Source organism: Parvibaculum sp., assembly GCF_030651915.1.
GTDB lineage: Bacteria > Pseudomonadota > Alphaproteobacteria > Parvibaculales > Parvibaculaceae > Parvibaculum.
The window spans coordinates 168,779-186,655 of the sequence record NZ_JAUSBV010000008.1 but is presented as its reverse complement, the minus strand read 5'-3'; the positions used below and the strand labels follow the sequence as shown (position 1 = coordinate 186,655).

General features: G+C 61.3%; 18 protein-coding genes. 13 read left to right on the top strand and 5 right to left on the bottom strand.

The genetic code is table 11. From position 1 onward, the window contains the following. Positions 1-9 precede the first annotated feature (9 nt). Positions 10-774: a flagellar type III secretion system pore protein FliP gene (gene fliP / locus Q7V31_RS12360; RefSeq protein ID WP_370690660.1), complete on the bottom strand. Its 765-nt coding sequence runs from the start codon at positions 772-774 to the stop codon at positions 10-12. Then, entirely contained in the window at positions 771-1,142 is a 372-nt protein-coding gene (locus Q7V31_RS12355; RefSeq protein ID WP_304734775.1) for a flagellar biosynthetic protein FliO, read from the bottom strand. Before Q7V31_RS12355 ends, fliP begins: the two co-directional genes overlap by 4 nt. 279 nt (positions 1,143-1,421) lie before the next feature. Between Q7V31_RS12355 and Q7V31_RS12350 the strand changes: the two genes are divergently transcribed. The 11 genes from Q7V31_RS12350 (at position 1,422) to alaS (ending at position 13,194) form a co-directional block, all read left to right on the top strand. Then, the gene (locus tag Q7V31_RS12350; RefSeq protein WP_304734773.1) at positions 1,422-1,850 is read left to right on the top strand and encodes a flagellar basal body protein; all 429 of its coding nucleotides are present in this window, start codon (positions 1,422-1,424) and stop codon (positions 1,848-1,850) included. A gap of 38 nt (positions 1,851-1,888) precedes the next feature. Next, complete coding sequence (gene flgC / locus Q7V31_RS12345; RefSeq protein ID WP_304735128.1) at positions 1,889-2,299, top strand: flagellar basal body rod protein FlgC; 411 nt, start codon at positions 1,889-1,891, stop codon at positions 2,297-2,299. Positions 2,300-2,314: 15 nt separating this feature from the next. After that, positions 2,315-2,635 (top strand): flagellar hook-basal body complex protein FliE, encoded by a 321-nt coding sequence (gene fliE / locus Q7V31_RS12340; protein ID WP_304734771.1) that lies wholly within the window; start codon positions 2,315-2,317, stop codon positions 2,633-2,635. A gap of 41 nt (positions 2,636-2,676) precedes the next feature. Further along, entirely contained in the window at positions 2,677-2,940 is a 264-nt protein-coding gene (gene fliQ / locus Q7V31_RS12335; protein WP_304734769.1) for a flagellar biosynthesis protein FliQ, read from the top strand. Between the two features lie 19 nt (positions 2,941-2,959). Then, on the top strand, positions 2,960-3,721 hold the full coding sequence (fliR, locus tag Q7V31_RS12330; protein ID WP_304734768.1) for a flagellar biosynthetic protein FliR: 762 nt from the start codon (positions 2,960-2,962) through the stop codon (positions 3,719-3,721). A 15-nt stretch (positions 3,722-3,736) separates the two neighbouring features. Beyond that, positions 3,737-4,819, top strand: a complete 1,083-nt coding sequence (gene flhB / locus Q7V31_RS12325) for a flagellar biosynthesis protein FlhB (RefSeq protein ID WP_304734767.1) — start codon at positions 3,737-3,739, stop codon at positions 4,817-4,819. A gap of 52 nt (positions 4,820-4,871) precedes the next feature. Next, entirely contained in the window at positions 4,872-7,406 is a 2,535-nt protein-coding gene (locus tag Q7V31_RS12320) for an ATP-binding protein (RefSeq protein ID WP_304734765.1), read from the top strand. A 29-nt stretch (positions 7,407-7,435) separates the two neighbouring features. Next, the gene (locus Q7V31_RS12315) at positions 7,436-7,948 is read left to right on the top strand and encodes an AAA family ATPase (protein ID WP_304735127.1); all 513 of its coding nucleotides are present in this window, start codon (positions 7,436-7,438) and stop codon (positions 7,946-7,948) included. Positions 7,949-8,021: 73 nt separating this feature from the next. Further along, on the top strand, positions 8,022-9,086 hold the full coding sequence (locus tag Q7V31_RS12310) for a fatty acid desaturase (protein WP_304734763.1): 1,065 nt from the start codon (positions 8,022-8,024) through the stop codon (positions 9,084-9,086). Positions 9,087-9,202: 116 nt separating this feature from the next. After that, positions 9,203-10,291 (top strand): recombinase RecA, encoded by a 1,089-nt coding sequence (gene recA, locus Q7V31_RS12305; RefSeq protein WP_304734760.1) that lies wholly within the window; start codon positions 9,203-9,205, stop codon positions 10,289-10,291. 233 nt (positions 10,292-10,524) lie between these two features. Further along, on the top strand, positions 10,525-13,194 hold the full coding sequence (gene alaS / locus Q7V31_RS12300; RefSeq protein ID WP_304734757.1) for an alanine--tRNA ligase: 2,670 nt from the start codon (positions 10,525-10,527) through the stop codon (positions 13,192-13,194). Positions 13,195-13,394: 200 nt separating this feature from the next. Here the strand turns inward: alaS and Q7V31_RS12295 are convergent, their stop codons facing one another. The 3 genes from Q7V31_RS12295 to Q7V31_RS12285 form a co-directional block, all read right to left on the bottom strand. Continuing rightward, positions 13,395-13,901, bottom strand: a complete 507-nt coding sequence (locus Q7V31_RS12295) for a nuclear transport factor 2 family protein (RefSeq protein ID WP_304734755.1) — start codon at positions 13,899-13,901, stop codon at positions 13,395-13,397. Between the two features lie 108 nt (positions 13,902-14,009). Then, complete coding sequence (locus Q7V31_RS12290; protein ID WP_304734753.1) at positions 14,010-14,549, bottom strand: hypothetical protein; 540 nt, start codon at positions 14,547-14,549, stop codon at positions 14,010-14,012. Positions 14,550-14,811: 262 nt separating this feature from the next. Further along, entirely contained in the window at positions 14,812-16,035 is a 1,224-nt protein-coding gene (locus tag Q7V31_RS12285; protein WP_304734752.1) for an NADP-dependent isocitrate dehydrogenase, read from the bottom strand. 155 nt (positions 16,036-16,190) lie between these two features. On the opposite strand from Q7V31_RS12285, the gene Q7V31_RS12280 reads away from it, so the two are divergent. Both Q7V31_RS12280 and rpsD read left to right on the top strand, forming a co-directional pair. Next, a complete protein-coding gene (locus Q7V31_RS12280) occupies positions 16,191-16,979 on the top strand; it encodes an RNA methyltransferase (protein WP_304734750.1) in 789 nt (262 codons plus the stop codon). A gap of 230 nt (positions 16,980-17,209) precedes the next feature. After that, on the top strand, positions 17,210-17,830 hold the full coding sequence (gene rpsD / locus Q7V31_RS12275) for a 30S ribosomal protein S4 (protein ID WP_304734748.1): 621 nt from the start codon (positions 17,210-17,212) through the stop codon (positions 17,828-17,830). Positions 17,831-17,877: the final 47 nt, after the last annotated feature.

Genomic DNA, 17,877 nt, shown 5'->3' with positions numbered 1-17,877 from the left:
TCCGTGCCGTCAGGTTCCGAAGCTCTGCACCAGGCTCCCGGCGATCAACGACCAGCCGTCGACCAGCACGAAGAAGATCAGCTTGAACGGTAGAGATATGATGATCGGCGGCAGCATCATCATGCCCATCGACATCAAAACCGATGCAACCACCATGTCGATGATAATGAATGGCAGGAAGACCAGGAAGCCGATCTCGAAGGCGCGGCGCAGTTCACTGATCATGAAAGCAGGCACCAGCACCTGAAGGCCGATGTCGGTTGCTTCTTCCGGTTCGGCGATGTTCGACAAATCGACAAAGAGCTTCAGGTCCTGCTTGCGTACTTGCGAGAGCATGAAAGTCTTGAACGGCTCGCTCGACTTTTCAAATGCTTCGCCCATTTCCATTTCCTGGTTCATCAGGGGCAGGATGCCGGCGTCATAGGCCTTGGTGAAGGTTGGCGTCATCACGAACGCCGTCAGGAAGAGTGCAAGGCTGACCAGAACGGCATTCGGCGGCGATTGCTGCATGCCGAGTGCCGTTCTGAGAAGCGACAGTACAACGATGATGCGCACGAATGACGTCACCATGATCAGAATCGATGGCGCAAGACTCAGGATCGTGACCAATGCAACGATTTGCACCACATGATCGGTCAGTCCGAGACCGTCGGACAGATCGAGGCTAATGCTGTTGGCAAGCGCCGGATCCGCAAGACCGAACGAAAGGAGTGCGACGGTAAAACCGGTCAGCAGGCGCTTCCGGTACGCGGAAATGTCGAGAAAGCGGATCACGCGCGACGCTCCTTGATGAAGTCGACGATACGCTGAAACTGCAGAACGGGCGCGGGCGCGCCCGCCGGGCCCGACCCGGTATCGGCCAGCATCACGGGTGCCGGCGCGTCGATGCCACCCTCAATCAGCAATGAATGTTCACCGCCAAGCAGGATCAGGTGTTCCTTGCCGTCGCGACGGATCAGCAGGAGGCGATGCTTCGCGTCGACCGGCTTCACTTCGACGATGGCGAGACGCCGCTGACTGCCTGTGGTTGCGATGCCACCGGCTGCGAAGCCCAGACGGCGCGCGACGAAAGCGCAGAGCCCGATCAGGCCAATGATGAAGACGAGCGCGGCCGCAAATCGCAGAACCTCAGAGACGTCCATTGAGCGTATTCCCCCACCTGAGGGCGGCACACCCGGCCGGCCCTGTCATGGGAAGAATTTGCCGCCTCAGGCTTAATGCCGGGTTAAGGGCGAGGGAATTCAAGGCGCTTTCTGGTTAGCCGATTGTGAATGCACCAGGACTATTTTGCCGCGTTAGCGCGATCTTAACTCTCAGGGGCAAAACTTGGGCTTGCCGCCAAGGAATGCGTGGCTTCGGAAACGGTCCGGCTTGCACCCAGAACACGGGCGCTCGATCGACCGGCTGATGGGCCCGCGGCTATGACAATCGGTACTCTCCCGATCATCGAAATGATGAAGCAGCGCATGCAGTGGCTGACCCAGCGTCAGCAAGTGCTGGCGCAGAACGTCGCCAATGCGGACACGCCCGGTTACACGGCACGGGATATCAAGGCTCTCGATTTCGGCACAATGGTCAAGCGGAGCGGACCTGTGCTGGCGCCGACCGCGACGCAGGCGATGCATATCGGCAGCCCGGCAGCAGGCTCGGGGATCGGCCTCCGTCCAGGGCAGGCGACAGGTGGGCAGGTTATCAAGAAGCCGGATTTTGAGACGACCCCCGGCGGCAACTCGGTGGTGCTCGAAGAGCAGATGATCAAGGTTGCCGAGACGCAGATGGACTATCAGGCGGTGACCGGACTCTATTCCAAGAGTCTCGGACTCATCAGGATCGCGCTCGGGCGCTCGTGAACGTCCGGGCCTGAAAGGATACAATCAACATGAGTGCCATGGACCTTATCAAGTCGATGATGGTTGCGGCTTCCGGGCTGAAAGCCCAGAGCGGGCGCATGCGTATCATCGCCGAGAACATCGCCAACACAGACTCCGCCGCTCGTACGCCCGGCGGCGATCCCTATCAGCGTCGAATTCCGACTTTTCAGCAGAAGCTCGATCGCGAAATCGGAACGCATGTCGTGTCACTCGGCCGGCCGGTGTTCGATCAATCGGAATTCAAGCTCAAATACATGCCCGGTCATCCCGGCGCCGACGATAACGGGTATGTCAAGATGCCGAACGTCAACGGCATGGTCGAGTCGATGGACATGCGCGAAGCCCAGCGCAGCTATGAGGCCAATCTCAATCTCATCCAGGCGTCACGGCGCATGATCTCGCAGACGATCGAAATTCTGCGAAAATAGGGGAGCTAGACGCGTATGAGCATACCGGCATCTTTCGCCCTCGACGCTTATGCCCGCGCAGCCGGTATCGGCGCCGGCGCGCCAGCGGGGCCGGCAGGCGGGCTCAAGGAGAACGGCGGCGGTTTCGGCGAGATCCTGAAACAGGCGCTTGACGAGGCCGTTGAGACGGCGAAGGGCGGCGAACAGAAGATCGCCGCCGTGACGGCCGGCCGCGAAGGCAACCTCGTCGATGTTGTGACCGCCGTCGCAGAAGCAGAGGCCACGTTGCAGACGGTTGTTACCGTTCGCGACAAGGTGATTACGGCGTATCAGGAAATCATGCGCATGCCGATCTGACGATCGGATGCGACTGGGGTGGACAGGGGCGTAACCAGACAATGAGCGGACCGGAAATTCTCGATCTCGCGCGGCAGGCGATTTACGTGCTGCTGACGCTGGCTGCGCCAATGATGTTCATCGCGCTCGCGGTCGGTCTTGTGATTGCGTTGCTGCAGGCGTTGACGCAGGTGCAGGAAATGACCTTGGTTTTCGTGCCCAAGATCCTTGCCATTTTCGTTACATTGCTGGTGGCGCTGCCTTTCATGGGCTCGTCGCTTGGTGGGTTCATGAGCCTGATCGCGCAAAAGATCGTCTCGGGCTGAGCGCGCCGGGACCGCCATCATGATCACCGTCGATTTTCTGCCACAAACCGCCTTCGTCTTCCTGCTCGTGTTCGCCCGCGTTGCGGCGATGCTGATGCTGATGCCGGCGCTTGGCGAGGCGACCATTCCGGCGCAGGCGCGCTTGATCATGGCGCTGCTGCTGTCGCTCATCATGATGCCGCTTGTTTCGGGAACCTTCGGAGAGCTGCCGGAAACGATTCCGGCGCTTGCCTTCATGGTGGTTCACGAAATTCTTGTCGGTCTGTTCATTGGTAGTGCTGCCCGCCTCATCATGAGTGCACTTCATGTGGCCGGCAATATCATTGCGCTGCAGATGAGCCTCGCCTTCGCGCAGAATGTCGACCCGACGCAAGGCATGCAGGGCGTGATGATCTCGAGCTTTTTGTCGTTGCTTGCGGTGACGCTCATTTTTGCGACCGGTCTCGATCATCTTCTGATTGCGGCGATGCGCGACAGTTACGAGATTTTCAGCCCCGGCGCTGCACTGCCTGTCGGCGATTTCACGCAGATGATCGTCAAGATCATGTCCGCTGCGTTCCGTCTTGGATTGCAGCTCGCGGCGCCATTTCTGGTGTTTGGCCTGATTTTCTACCTCGGGATTGGCATCCTTTCGCGTTTGATGCCGCAGATACAGATTTTCTTCATCGCCATGCCCGCCAATATCGGGTTGGGCCTGGTTCTGCTGATGCTGCTGCTGGGCGCGATGATGACCTGGTTCCTGCAGGAATTCGAGCAGACCATTTCCATGTTTGTCGGTTAGGCGAAAGGTTGCGCCATGTCCGAACATGATGATTCAGAAAAAACAGAAGAACCAACACACCGAAAACTGGAAGAAGCCCAGAAGAAGGGCGATGTCGTCAAAAGCCAGGAAATCAGCACCTGGTTTGTAATGCTGGGCGCTGCCGTGGCGCTTGCGCTGATGGCGACGGGCACGGCGACATCGCTGTCAGGCACGCTCAAGGTGTTCATTTCGCAGCCTGAGGCTATCCCGATGGATCCGGATCATCTGCGCAAGATCTGGCTTGACGTTGGCGGCACGGTGTTCGGTGTTTTGCTGGCGCCTCTGTCGGTCCTCATGCTGGCCGCGCTGATCGGCAACATCATCCAGCACGCCCCGGTTTTCTCCGCCGACCGGATGACGCCAAAGCTTTCAAAAATCTCGCCGAAGGAAGGATTGAAACGTCTCTTCGGGGCAAAAAGCCTGATGAACCTTGCCAAGGGCATCGTCAAGCTCAGCGTCGTCGGTGTTGTTGCCACCATGATCGTCTGGCCGGAGCGCGACCGCTTGGTGCTGATGATGACCTGGGAGATTGCCCAGCTGCTGCCGCTGGTGCGCGAACTGGCGTTGAAGATGTTCGCCGGTGTGATCGCCGTCATGACCGTCGTGGCGGCGCTCGACTATCTCTTCGAGCGGCTGCAATGGATGAAGAAGCAGCGCATGACCATTCAGGAGGTCAAGGACGAATACAAGCAGATGGAAGGCGACCCGACAGTCAAGGCAAAGCTGCGTCAGATCCGCGTCGAGCGCGGCCGCAAGCGCATGATGGCTGCCGTACCGACCGCCACCGTCATCATCACCAATCCGACTCATTATGCCGTGGCGCTCAAATACGAGCAGGGGATGGGGGCCCCGACCTGCGTCGCCAAAGGTGTCGACGCGGTCGCTTTGCGTATCCGCGAGGTCGGCCGGGAGCACGATGTGGCGATTATCGAGAATCCGCCGCTCGCGCGCGCGCTTTATGCGACCGTCGAGATCGACCACGAGATCGAGCCGGAGCACTACAAGGCCGTCGCCGAGGTGATTGGCTATGTGATGCGGCTTAAGGCTAAGATGGTCGGTGGACGCGGCCGGAAGTGATTCGGGCCAGCGCGGCGCCAAGCACACCGACAGACTGCACCGGGAGTTGGGAATGGCCGAAACGCCGGCCGATTATGCCGACACAATAGACGATAGGTCCGATGGCCCGCGGCTGCCTGACGGCGATACCGTCCGGTCAATGCCGGCGCGGCGCTGGATCGTCATTGGCGGCGTTGCGATCGGTGCCGTCACGACATTGCTCGATACGGTGGGTGTCCATGCGTTCGGCGTGACGGGTGCGCTGACCGCGCTTGGCCTGTTCGTGATCGCGATCGCCGTTCTCTATAGTTTTTCCGGCAACAACGCCGACGCATTGAGCCGTTCGCCGGCGGCGGCGGCCGACGCGCTCAATGTGCTCCCTGACCCCTGTTATGCGACTGACCGGCGTGGGGCCGTGCTGTTCGCCAACGAGGCCTACCGGATGTTGGCGGGCGGCTTCGATCTCGACCGGCCGGTGCCGCTGGAGCGCCTTCTGGCCGGGCGCGGCGATGTGGCCGAGATTGCCTTCCGCCTAGCGCAGGCAGCGCGAACCGGCTTTGCGGCCGATGAAGATATACGCATTGAGACGCCGGGAGGAATTGAGCGCCTCTACAAGGTTGTGGTGCGCCCGCTGAGCGGTGCGGAAGGCGGCGCCGTGTGGTTGTTCCGTGACCTGACGGCGGAACGCGACAGGGCAGAGGCTGCCGAGCGCACACATATGCGCTCGCTTTCCTACCTTGAAAATGCGCCTGTCGGCTTTTTCGCCGCCGACGCCGTGAGCGGCCGCATCGTCTATCTCAATCCGACGCTCGGCAATTGGCTCGCGATCGAACCGGCACGGGTGACGGAACGCGGACTGACGCTTTCCGATCTGGCGCTCGGCGAGGCGCCGGCGCTGGCCGAGGACGAGAGCGGATCGGACGGTGAGATGTCGCCGCTCGATCTTGACCTCAAGGGGCCGGAAGGCCGCGCGGTACCGGTTCGCATCATGCGGAGCCGGCTTGACGGCATTGAAGGCCGGCCGGCGCGTATCTTTGCGCTGGTGCTCAACCGGACGACAGGCGACAAGGCCGAGGTCACCGCGCGCGATGCCGAGATGCGCTTTGCACGCTTCTTCAACAACGCGCCGATCGGCATTGCAACGGTCGATCAGAATGGCCGGATCGACAACGCCAACAGCGCCTTTGTCGGCTATGTGGGTGAGGGCGTGGAGCGCGGCACCAGGCTCGCCGACCTTGCGGCGGAGGACGACCGTCCTGCCGTGGACGAACTCCTGGCCCGTGCGCGGGCGGGCCAGCTGTCCAGTGCTGCCATCGATATCCGCCTCGTTCGAAATGCGGAGCGGGTCGGCCAGCTCTATGCCGCGCGCGTCGATGCGGGTGAGGGTGCGTCGCTGGTCGTTTATCTGATCGATGCAACCGAACAGAAGTCGCTGGAGATGCAATTTGCGCAATCGCAAAAGATGCAGGCTGTCGGTCAGCTTGCGGGCGGTGTTGCGCATGACTTCAACAACCTGCTGACGGCGATTATCGGCTTTTGCGATCTCCTTCTGGCGCGGCACCAGGCTGGCGATCCTTCGTTTGCCGATGTTGTGCAGATCAAGCAGAACGCCAATCGTGCTGCCAATCTGACGCGTCAGTTGCTGGCCTTCTCGCGGCGCCAAACGCTCCGGCCCAAAGTGCTCTCGTTGACCGATGCGCTGGCCGAGCTGCAAAACCTGCTGGCGCGCTTGCTCACCGAGAAGGTCGAACTCAAGATCGTGCATGGTCGCGATCTCGGTCTCGTGAAGGTCGATCAGAACCAGCTTGAACAGGTCGTCATCAATCTCGCCGTCAATGCACGCGATGCGATGCCGGACGAAGGCGGTCGCCTCACGATCCGCACCGCCAATGTCTCAGAGGCCGACAGCCGCGCGCTCGATCACGCGCTGATGCCGCATGGCGAGTATGTGCTGATCGAGGTTGCCGATACCGGTCACGGTATTCCCAAGGAAAACCTCGGCAAGATTTTCGAGCCCTTCTACACGACCAAGGACCCCTCCAAGGGAACCGGCCTTGGCCTTTCGACCGTATACGGCATCGTCAAGCAGACGGGCGGTTTCATCTTCCCGTATTCGACAGTCGGCAAGGGCACGACATTCCGCATCTACCTGCCGCGCTATACCGAAACGGCGGCCGACCGCCGGCAGGAAGAGGCATCGCTCGCCGCGGCCCCGCCGGAACCGTCGGACCTCACCGGCAAGGGCACGATCCTGCTGGTGGAGGACGAGGACGCTGTGCGCACCTTCGCGGCGCGGGCGCTGGCGACCCGAGGCTACGACGTGCTGCAGGCCGAGAGCGGCGAGGCGGCGCTTGCAGTCGTTGATGCCTATGAAGGCCGGATCGATCTCGTGGTGTCTGATGTCGTGATGCCCAACATGGACGGCCCGACCATGGCCAAGGAGCTGAAGCACAAGCTGCCGGGTACGCCGATCATCTTCGTGTCGGGCTATGCGGAAGACGCTTTCGCCAAGAGCCTAGACCCCGGGCAGGAATTCCATTTCCTGCCCAAGCCCTTCTCGCTGAAGCAGCTTGCCGCAGCCGTCAAGGAAGTAATGAACGCGAAGTGAGCGGCGTGCCGCCTTTCGGAGCAATGTCTGTGCTCATCGTATTCTCGGGACTGCCCGGCACTGGAAAATCAACCATTGCGCGCGAACTCGCGCGGCGTATTGGTGCGACTTACTTGCGCATCGATACGATCGAGCAGGCGTTGAAGAATTCGAGTTTGCGGATCGACCCGGTCGACGACGCGGGTTATGCGGCGGCTTTTGCGCTGGCCGAAGACAATTTGAAGTTGGGGCGCATCGTCGTGGCGGACTCGGTAAATCCCGTCGAGGAGACGCGGGCGGCGTGGCGCATCGTCGCGGTCCAGGCAGGGTGCGACGCCATCGACGTCGAGATCGTCTGCTCCGACGAGGTGGAGCATCGCCGCCGCGTTGAGACGCGGACAAGCGACATTATGGGGCTCCGTCAACCCACATGGAGCGAGGTAATCCGCCGCGACTACCGCCCGTGGCAGAGCGAGCGCATCGTCATCGACACCGCCGGCAAGCCTCCGGCCCAAACACTTGCCGAGTTGTTCGAGCGCTTGCCTTCGTTAAGCATTTCATGAAGGCGACCGACCGAATGCTGGTTTCACCCGCCGGAGCCGTATATCCTGAGCCGGTCTGAAACGAGTGTGGCGGGTGGCTTCGTTTTTTATGGGCATTGAATTCAGTTCCATCGAGCCGGGCAGTTCCCGGCCCGTCGCGACGAGTGCGGAGAACCACCGTGCGGCGCTGGCGGTCGCGCGACGGCATATGGGGCATGTCGCCTGGCCGACGGTTTTCGTCGCGCTGGGGTCGCTTGCCGGCCTTGCCGTCTCGACGGTGGCGGCGCTTACCGGATTATGGCCCTATTGGGTTTCGATGCTGGTCAACGGCTACCTGCTGCTGATGCAGTTCATGGCCGTTCACGACGGCATTCACGATGCGATCTCGGGCGACAATCGCCGCTATAAATGGCTGAACGACCTGCTCGCCTGGATGGGCGGCATGGTCACGCTCATTCCCTTTCGCGGCTACGACGTAATGCATCTCGTGCATCACCGCTACACCAACGATTTCGAACGCGATCCCGATACATGGTGCGCCTCGCACAATCCGCTGGCGCTGGTCTTCCGCTTCTTCACGCAGACGCCGCATTACGTCTGGATGATGACGCGGATGGGGATGTGGAAGGACAAGGCGCAGCGGCGGCCCTATTTCATCGCGGGGGCGCATCACCTGACCGCATGGACGATCGTCGTCGCCGCTTTCGTCTACGGCTTCGGATGGGAAATCCTGATGCTGTGGATTTTCCCGACCTTCCTCAACGTCGCGCTGATCGGGCTTGTCTTCAATTATCTGCCGCACCGCCCGCATCTTTCGCAGGAGCGCTACAAGGATTCCGGTGTCTTCCTGCTGCCGCGTGCCATTCACCGGCTGGTGACCGTGCTCGACATGTACCAGACCTACCACCTGATCCATCATCTCTTCCCGCGCATTCCGTTCTACCGCATCGGCCGCGCCTTCCACGAGATGCGGCCGATCCTGGAGGCGGAGGGTGCCATCATCCATGACTGGACCCATGCGTGGGATGCAAAGCCGCGTGGTGTCGTTGCGCGGCCGCTGACGGGCGTCGCGCCGGGCACCCGCATGGCGCGCGGCAGCACCGGCGTCGCGGCTCCGGCCTCCGCCATTGAGAAAAAACAAGAACGTCGCGCGAACTAAAGTCTGATTTTTAAATAAAATCAAGAACTTGAAAATTCTGTTGCCACAGAGAACAAAACCGGTACATTAACCGCATTGCACGACTCGACGCGCAATGGAATAAGGGGAAACCGGTCATGTCAAAGAATGTTGTGAGCCTCGTGAAAGACGATAGCGACAAGAAAAAGGCGCTGGACGCCGCGTTGAGCCAGATCGAGCGGTCGTTCGGCAAGGGCTCCATCATGCGGCTCGGCAAGAACGAGCAGATCGTCGAGATCGAATCGATCTCGACCGGTTCACTCGGCCTCGACATTGCGCTCGGGATCGGCGGATTGCCGCGCGGCCGGGTCATCGAAATCTACGGCCCGGAATCATCCGGTAAGACCACGCTGGCGCTGCAGACCATCGCCGAAGCCCAGAAGAAGGGCGGCGTCTGCGCCTTTGTCGACGCTGAACACGCGCTCGACCCCATTTATGCGCGCAAGCTCGGCGTGCAACTCGATGAACTTCTGATTTCCCAGCCTGACACCGGCGAACAGGCGCTCGAGATCGCCGATACGCTGGTGCGTTCCAGCGCGGTCGATGTGCTGGTGATTGATTCGGTCGCGGCGCTGACGCCCAAAGCCGAACTCGAAGGGGAGATGGGCGACTCGTTGCCCGGCCTGCAGGCGCGGTTGATGAGCCAGGCGCTCCGCAAGCTCACGGCCTCGATCTCCAAGTCGAACACGATGGTCATCTTCATCAACCAGATTCGCATGAAGATCGGCGTGATGTTCGGTAGTCCCGAAACCACCACCGGCGGCAATGCGCTGAAATTCTATGCCTCTGTCCGTCTCGACATCCGCCGCATCGGCGCAATCAAGGAGCGCGACGAGGTGGTTGGCAACCAGACCCGCGTCAAGGTGGTCAAGAACAAGGTCGCGCCACCCTTCAAGCAGGTTGAATTCGACATCATGTATGGTGAAGGCATCTCGAAGATGGGCGAACTGGTCGATCTCGGCGCCAAAGCCGGCATTGTCGAGAAGTCCGGCTCCTGGTTCTCCTACAACAGCCAGCGCATCGGTCAGGGCCGCGAGAATGCCAAGCAGTTCCTCAAGGACAATCCCGACATGGCCGCCGAAATCGAGGCCTCCATCCGCCAGAATGCCGGTCTGATCGCCGCCAAGATCATGGAAGTGGGTCCCGAAGCCGAGGATGATGACGGCGAGCTCGAAGCCAGCGCTTGAGTCCTGTATTTCAGATTTCCTGATGATGAGCCAAAGCGGCGCCGGGTACCCTCCGGCGCCGTTGTCATGTCCGGCGGGCCTTTTTCGCCCCTTTCTGGACAGTCGGCGGGGCGACAGGTAAAAGCTGGGGCGCCGTATTTTTCCGGATAATCGGGGATAAACGGGCGGATGTGCGGCCATGGCCGCACCGTGTTCCTGTGTCCCCGAAGCCCGACTGCGAGACAAACGAAACCATGGCCGGCCTCAACGAGATCAGAGCGAAGTATCTGGAGTTTTTCCGTGCACAGGGTCATGAGGTCGTGGCCTCGGGGCCGCTTGTGCCCAACAATGACCCGACGCTGTTGTTCACCAATGCCGGCATGGTGCCGTTCAAGAACGTCTTCACCGGGCAGGAAAAGCGCCCCTATGTCCGCGCCGCCTCGGCCCAGAAATGCGTGCGTGCCGGCGGCAAGCACAACGATCTCGACAATGTCGGTTACACGGCCCGGCATCACACCTTCTTCGAAATGCTCGGCAATTTCTCCTTTGGCGATTATTTCAAGGCCGAGGCGATCGAGTTTGCCTGGACGCTGGTGACCAAGGAATTCGGACTGCCGACAGAGCGTCTGATCGCGACCGTCTATGCCGACGACGACGAAGCCTTTGGGCTCTGGCGCAAGATCGCGGGCCTGCCCGAAAGCCGGATCATCCGCATTCCGACCGCCGACAATTTCTGGTCGATGGGCGACACGGGACCGTGCGGGCCGTGCTCGGAGATCTTTTTCGATCATGGCGACAAGATTCCCGGCGGGCCGCCCGGCAGCCCCGATCAGGATGGGGACCGCTTTATCGAGATCTGGAATCTGGTGTTCATGCAGTATGAGCAGCAGGCCGACGGGACGCGTCTCAACCTGCCCAAGCCGTCGATCGACACAGGCATGGGGCTCGAGCGCGTCGCCGCCGTGCTGCAGGGTACGCATGACAACTACGCGACCGACCTGATGCGGGCGCTCATTGTCGCCTCCGCCGAGGCCTCGAAGTCCGATCCCGACGGACCGCATGCGGTCAGCCACCGAGTCATCGCGGACCATTTGCGGGCGAGCTCGTTCCTGCTTGCCGATGGTGTGATGCCATCCAATGAAGGCCGCGGCTATGTGCTGCGGCGGATCATGCGGCGCGCCATGCGCCATGCGCAGCTTGTCGGCGTCGCCGAACCCTTGATGTGGCGGCTGGTGCCGGCGCTGGTCAGGCAGATGGGCGACGCCTATCCCGAACTGCGCCGCGCTGAACCGCTGGTCACCGAAACGTTGAAGCTCGAGGAAACGCGGTTCCGCGAAACGCTGACGCGCGGGCTGAAGCTTCTCGACGAGGAAATCGAGAAGCAGCAGGGCAAAGGTGTGCTCCCCGGCGACGTCGCTTTCAAGCTCTACGACACTTACGGTTTTCCGCTCGATCTGACGCAGGACGCGCTTCGCTCGCGCGGCATGAGCGTCGACCAGACGGGCTTCGATGCTGCGATGGCCAAACAACGCCAGGACGCGCGCGCCGCATGGTCGGGCTCAGGCGAAAAGGCGACCGAGGCCGTCTGGTTCGAATTGCGCGAGCAGCATGGCGCGACGGAATTTCTCGGCTATGAAACCGAAAATGCCGAAGGCAAGATCGTGGCGATCATTGTTGATGGCCGGCCGGTCGATGAGATTGCGGCGGGGACCGAAGCGGCCATCATCGCCAACCAGACACCGTTCTATGCCGAGTCGGGTGGGCAAGTGGGTGACAGCGGCGTATTGTTCACGCCCGGCGGTGCGGAGTTTCCAGTATCGGACACGGTGAAGAAGCTCGGCGACATGCATGTGCATATCGGCACGCTCATGCGCGGCAAGCTCAAGACCGGCGATATCGTCGAGATGAAAGTGGACGAGGCATTGCGGAGCGCGACGCGCGCCAATCATTCGGCGACGCATCTTGTGCACGAGGCGTTGCGCCGTGTGCTCGGGCCGCATGTCACCCAGAAGGGGTCGATGGTCGGGCCGGACCGGCTACGCTTCGACTTCTCGCATCCGAAGCCGATGGCGGCCGACGAGGTGGCCGAAGTTGAAACCATCGTCAATCGCGTCATCCGCCAGAATGCCGAAGTTTCGACGCGGCTGATGACGCCGGAGAAGGCAATCGAGGCCGGCGCGCTGGCGCTGTTCGGCGAAAAATATGGCGCGGAAGTGCGCGTGCTGGCGATGGGGCTCGACGACGCCAACGACAATGGCGTCTATTCGGTCGAGCTTTGCGGCGGCACGCATGTGCGCCGTGTTGGCGACATCGCGATCTTCAAGATCGTCAGCGAGAGCGCGGTTGCGTCGGGCGTCCGTCGTATCGAAGCGCTGACCGGCGAGGGCGCGCGACGTTATCTGGTCGAACAGGAACGCATTGCCAGGGAAGCTGCCGGGGTGTTGAAGATTGCGCCGGAAGATCTGCCGGCGCGCGTCGTCTCGCTGATGGAAGAGCGCAAGCGGCTTGAGCGCGAACTGACGGAAGCGAAGAAGAAACTTGCGATGGGCGGTGGCAGCGGCCCGTCCGCCGATGCGCAGGTGCAGGAAATCGGCGGGGTGAAACTCGTCGCGCGCAAGCTCGATGGTGTGAATCCGAAGGATCTGCGCGGGCTTGTGGACGAGGCGAAGAAGCAGATCGGCTCGGGTGTTGTTGCGTTTGTCGCTGTCAGTGAAGACGGCAAAGGCGCTGTCGCTGTCGGCGTCACGGCGGACCTGACGGCGAGGTTCAACGCGGTCGATCTGGTGAAAGCCGGTTCGGCGGCAATGGGCGGCGCTGGGGGCGGTGGCCGTCCGGACATGGCGCAGGCGGGCGGTCCCGATGGTGACAAGGCCGAGGCGGCGCTTGCAGCGGTGAAGGCGGCGCTGGAGGCGGTGGCGGCTTAAGTCTCTTTTGTTTTCTGAAGAGGCGGGTCCCAGGATCAAGTCCCGGGACGACGATGAATGTTCATTCGTGCATCACAATAACTCGGAGGCATCCCAAGGACCTTGACCGTGGGACCCAGGGCGGCTTTTGCTGAGTGCGCGGCTCTTGAACCCCGGCACGAGGCAGAGGTGACAGGTTCAGGGTTTGGGCGCGTGCGGGCCTAGTCTGCTTTGCGGGCGAGGACCTTTCGAGCGCTGTCCGCGCCGGTGACGGGGAGGCCTTTGGGGTCGAGCAGACCGACCTGCATCAGCACGCCAGCCTGATCCCAATAGATGTGCTCGTAGGAAATCCTGTCGCCTTCGAAGCCGACGATGACGGCGACGACCATTTCGACGGGCTTGTCCGTCGGCGCGACGTTCGGCAACAGCCAGTCGATGACGGTCGTATGCGTGAAGCTGATGTAGATTTCATCGACGATCCGCTCTTCGCCGACCGTGCGCGACACGCCGATCATCTCGACATCGGGCGGAAAGAACTTGCCGACGAGATGATCGCGGTAGAAGGCGCGGACGCCTTCCTTTCCGCTGCCGCCTTGCATGGTCGGCACGTGGTTGAGGTAGGGATCGTCGCTCATCGTCGCCATCGTGACGTCGAGATCGCCTTCCAGTTCTGCACCGACATGGCGCTCGAAGAGCGCCACCATTTCCTGCTGTTTTGCCGATAACATTTTGTGCATTTCCCCCGATCCGGCCGATTGTGCTTTTGCCAAGCCGGATTTCGAGGCGAGTCTGACTTTGGACGCGCGAACTCGCAAGAGCGATCTTGCGATCCGGTGTCAGTCCGCGCCTGGACCGAGGGTGTTGGCGCCTCGGGGGCCTTTGCGGAAAAAAAGGTCGAACATTCCATCTTCGCCGATGATGCGGCCGAGTTCCCTGATGCCGAAGAAGGGGATGAGGGCGACGAAGATCATGACGGTGAGAGAGAGGATCGCCGGCAGGCTGCCGAGGTCCATGCCGTCGCCGCTGGCGGCTTCATGGGGGCGGAGCCAATGGAGAAGGGCTTCCTCGGCGAGGTTGAAGCCGATGAGGACGAGCGAGAAAAGGGCGGACTTGATGAGGATCGGCCAGATCAGCGGCAGGTGCTCAGCGCGCGACCCGAGTTTCAGGTGCTCGCCGATCAGGATGAATTTCGCGAAGACCAGCGCCTTCAGCGTAGCCGCGCCCAAATGGGCAAGAAGGCTCCAGTCCGACAGGACGAGTGTATTGTGCAGCGTGTAAACGCTGAGGAGCAGCCAAAGATAGACGAAAATGAAGAAGAAATGACGGAGCCTGAAAAGCCACCCGGTCTTTCCACTATGGGGTCTTCCGGTGGACATTCGGGTTTGGCTTTCGCTGAATGGTCCGGTTCGTCTGAGTCGGGTCGAAGCCTACGCTGAGGATATTTGCTCCGCAAGGTGATGGTTCGCTGCGGAAATCCATCGGCGCGATTTCGTGGTGACATGGGACATGGTCGTGCGCGTGCCGATCTTTTCAGGCATCGACGCCATCAACATTTATGGCAGGGCTTTGCCAAATGTATTCAGCTCATACTGCGACTTCACCCCAGCAACCGAGAGCGGCAGTTTCAACGTCTGCAGATCACGCCTGCTTCGCCAACGCCTTGTCGAGATTCTCGGCGACCTTGTCGAGGAAACCTTCCGTCGACAGCCATGACTGCTCGGAGCCGACCAGCAGCGCCAGATCCTTCGTCATATAGCCGCTCTCGACCGTCGAGACGCAGATCTTTTCGAGTGTGGCAGCGAACTTCGCCAGCGCGTCGTTGCCGTCGAGCTTGGCGCGGTGTGAGAGGCCGCGCGTCCAAGCGAAGATCGAGGCGATCGAGTTGGTCGAGGTTTCCTCACCGCGCTGATGGGCCCGGTAGTGGCGCGTCACGGTGCCGTGGGCGGCCTCGGCTTCCATGATCTTGCCATCCGGGGTCAGCAGGACGGAGGTCATCAGGCCGAGCGAGCCGAACCCTTGAGCCACCGAATCCGACTGGACGTCGCCGTCGTAGTTCTTGCAGGCCCAGACATAGCCACCCGACCATTTCATCGACGAGGCCACCATGTCGTCGATCAGCCGGTGTTCATAGGTGATCTTCGCGGCGGCGAAATCGGTCTTGAATTCCTTTTCGTAAATCTCCTGGAAGAGATTCTTGAAGCGGCCGTCATAGGTTTTCAGGATCGTGTTCTTGGTCGAGAGATAGACCGGATACTTGCGGTCGAGAGCAAATTTCAAGCAGGCGCGCGCGAAGTCGCGAATGCTGTCATCAAGATTGTACATGCCCATGGCGACGCCGGCCGAAGGGAAGTCGAAAATCTCTTCTTCGATCGTCTCCTTGCCGTCGTCCGACACCCATTTCATCGTCAGCTTGCCCTTGCCGGGGATCAGCATGTCGGTGGCGCGATACTGGTCGCCGAAGGCGTGGCGGCCGATCACGATCGGCTCGGTCCAACCCGGCACGAGGCGCGGAATGTTGCGGCAGATGATGGGCTCGCGAAACACTGTCCCGCCGAGAATGTTGCGGATCGTGCCGTTGGGCGACTTCCACATCTTCTTCAGCTTGAATTCTTCAACGCGGGCCTCGTCGGGCGTGATGGTCGCGCATTTGACACCGACGCCATGCTTCTTGATTGCCTCGGCCGATTCGACCGTCACCTTGTCGTCGGTGGCGTCGCGATGCTCCATGCCGAGGTCGTAATAGTCGATATCGAGGTCGAGATAGGGGAAGATCAGCTTGTCCTTGATCATCTGCCAGATGATCCGGGTCATCTCATCGCCATCGAGATCGACCACGGGGTTTGCAACTTTGATCTTCGGCATGGGGGGTCCTTCGAGACGTGTAACGGGCGGGGCAGGCCTACGCGGCGCCTGCGCAAGACGAGCCTCTTTCCTATAACATTGCGGGCCGATTGATTAAAGACGGGCAATCGCTTATTGACGCTCGCCAACTGCCCCAACGGAAACTTTCAGTACTCATGGCCGGAACCGACCAGACCAGGCGCGACGAGGCCCCGCTCGAGGTGGGACCGGCGGTGATTCTCGTTGCGCCCCAGCTTGGCGAGAATATAGGCACAGCGGCGCGCGCCATGCTCAATTTCGGGTTGACCGACCTCAGGCTGGTGCGGCCGCGTGATGGCTGGCCGAACGAGCGTGCCCGCGCGGCGGCATCGGGTGCCGACATCGTCATTGAGGCCGCGCGGGTCTTCGACAGCACTGCGGATGCCATTGGCGATCTCGATTATGTCGTGGCAACGACGGCGCGGGCCCGTGACATGGTGAAGCCGATCTTCACGCCGGCGGTGACGGCGGAAAATCTGCGTCGTGCGATCGGGGCGGGTGGGCAGACCGGCCTGCTGTTCGGTCCGGAGCGCACCGGTCTGGAGAACGACGATCTGGCGCTTGCCGATGTGTTGATGATGGTGCCGGTCAATCCGGCCTTCGCCTCGCTCAATCTCGCCCAATGCGTGTTGCTGATGGCCTATGAATGGCACAAGGCCGGCGATGCGACCGCGCCCATGCGCATCGAATATCTGCAGACGAGACCGGCCAGCAAGGCGGAGCTGCTCGGCTTCTTCGTCCATCTTGAAGGCGAACTCGACCGATTTGGCTTTCTGAAGCCGCCGGAGAAGCGTCCGTCGATGATCCGCAACCTACGCAACATGTTCCAGCGCGCGGTGCTGACCGAGCAGGAAATTAGGACACTCCGGGGTGTGGTCGCGGCGCTGACCCGGCGTTTCCCGAAAGGCGAGGGGCCGCCGGAATAGGCGCAGAGCCTGCTTCCTGCTGTTTCCTGCTGTTTCCTGCAGTGTTTCGGTGGTTTGACAGGGGCGCCGCGGCGGGCTAAAACCCGCCTCGAAACGGGCTCCCGGCATTCGGGGGCCCGGTTTCATTAGAATACGCACCCGCGGGGACGGCGACGCTTGTAGCCAGCCCCTGTCGGCCCGAAAAGGGCAAAGGAGGGCGCGTTTCCGTCATATCTGACAAGGAAACCGCGATGACGAAGCGCCAGGAGTCCAAGTACAAAATCGACCGCCGGATGGGCGAAAACATCTGGGGTCGTCCGAAGAGCCCGGTCAACCGCCGCGAATACGGTCCCGGCCAGCACGGCCAGCGCCGCAAGGGCAAGGTCTCGGATTACGGCGTGCAGCTGCGCGCCAAGCAGAAGCTCAAGGGCTTCTACGGCAATATTTCCGAAAAGCAGTTCCGCGGCATCTACAAGGATGCCAACCGCCTGCGTGGCGACACCGGCGAGCTGCTGATCGGCCTGCTGGAGCGCCGTCTCGACGCCGTCGTCTACCGCGCCAAGTTCGTGCCGACGGTTTTTGCCTCCCGCCAGTTCGTCAGCCACGGCCATGTGATGGTCAACGGCAAGCGCGTCAACGTGCCGAGCTACCGTGTGCGCGAAGGCGATGTGGTGTCGGTACGCGAGAAGTCGCGGCAGATGGCGCTGGTCCTCGAAGCCGCGCAGTCGGCCGAGCGCGACACACCGGACTATCTCGAAGTCGACCACGACAAGATGACGGCGAAGTTCGTTCGCATCCCGGCCTTTGCCGATGTGCCCTATGCGGCGCATATGGAACCGAACCTGGTCGTCGAATTCTATTCGCGCAGCTAGTCGCAGCGCGTCGGACAAACGAAAAGGCCGCTCGAAAGAGCGGCCTT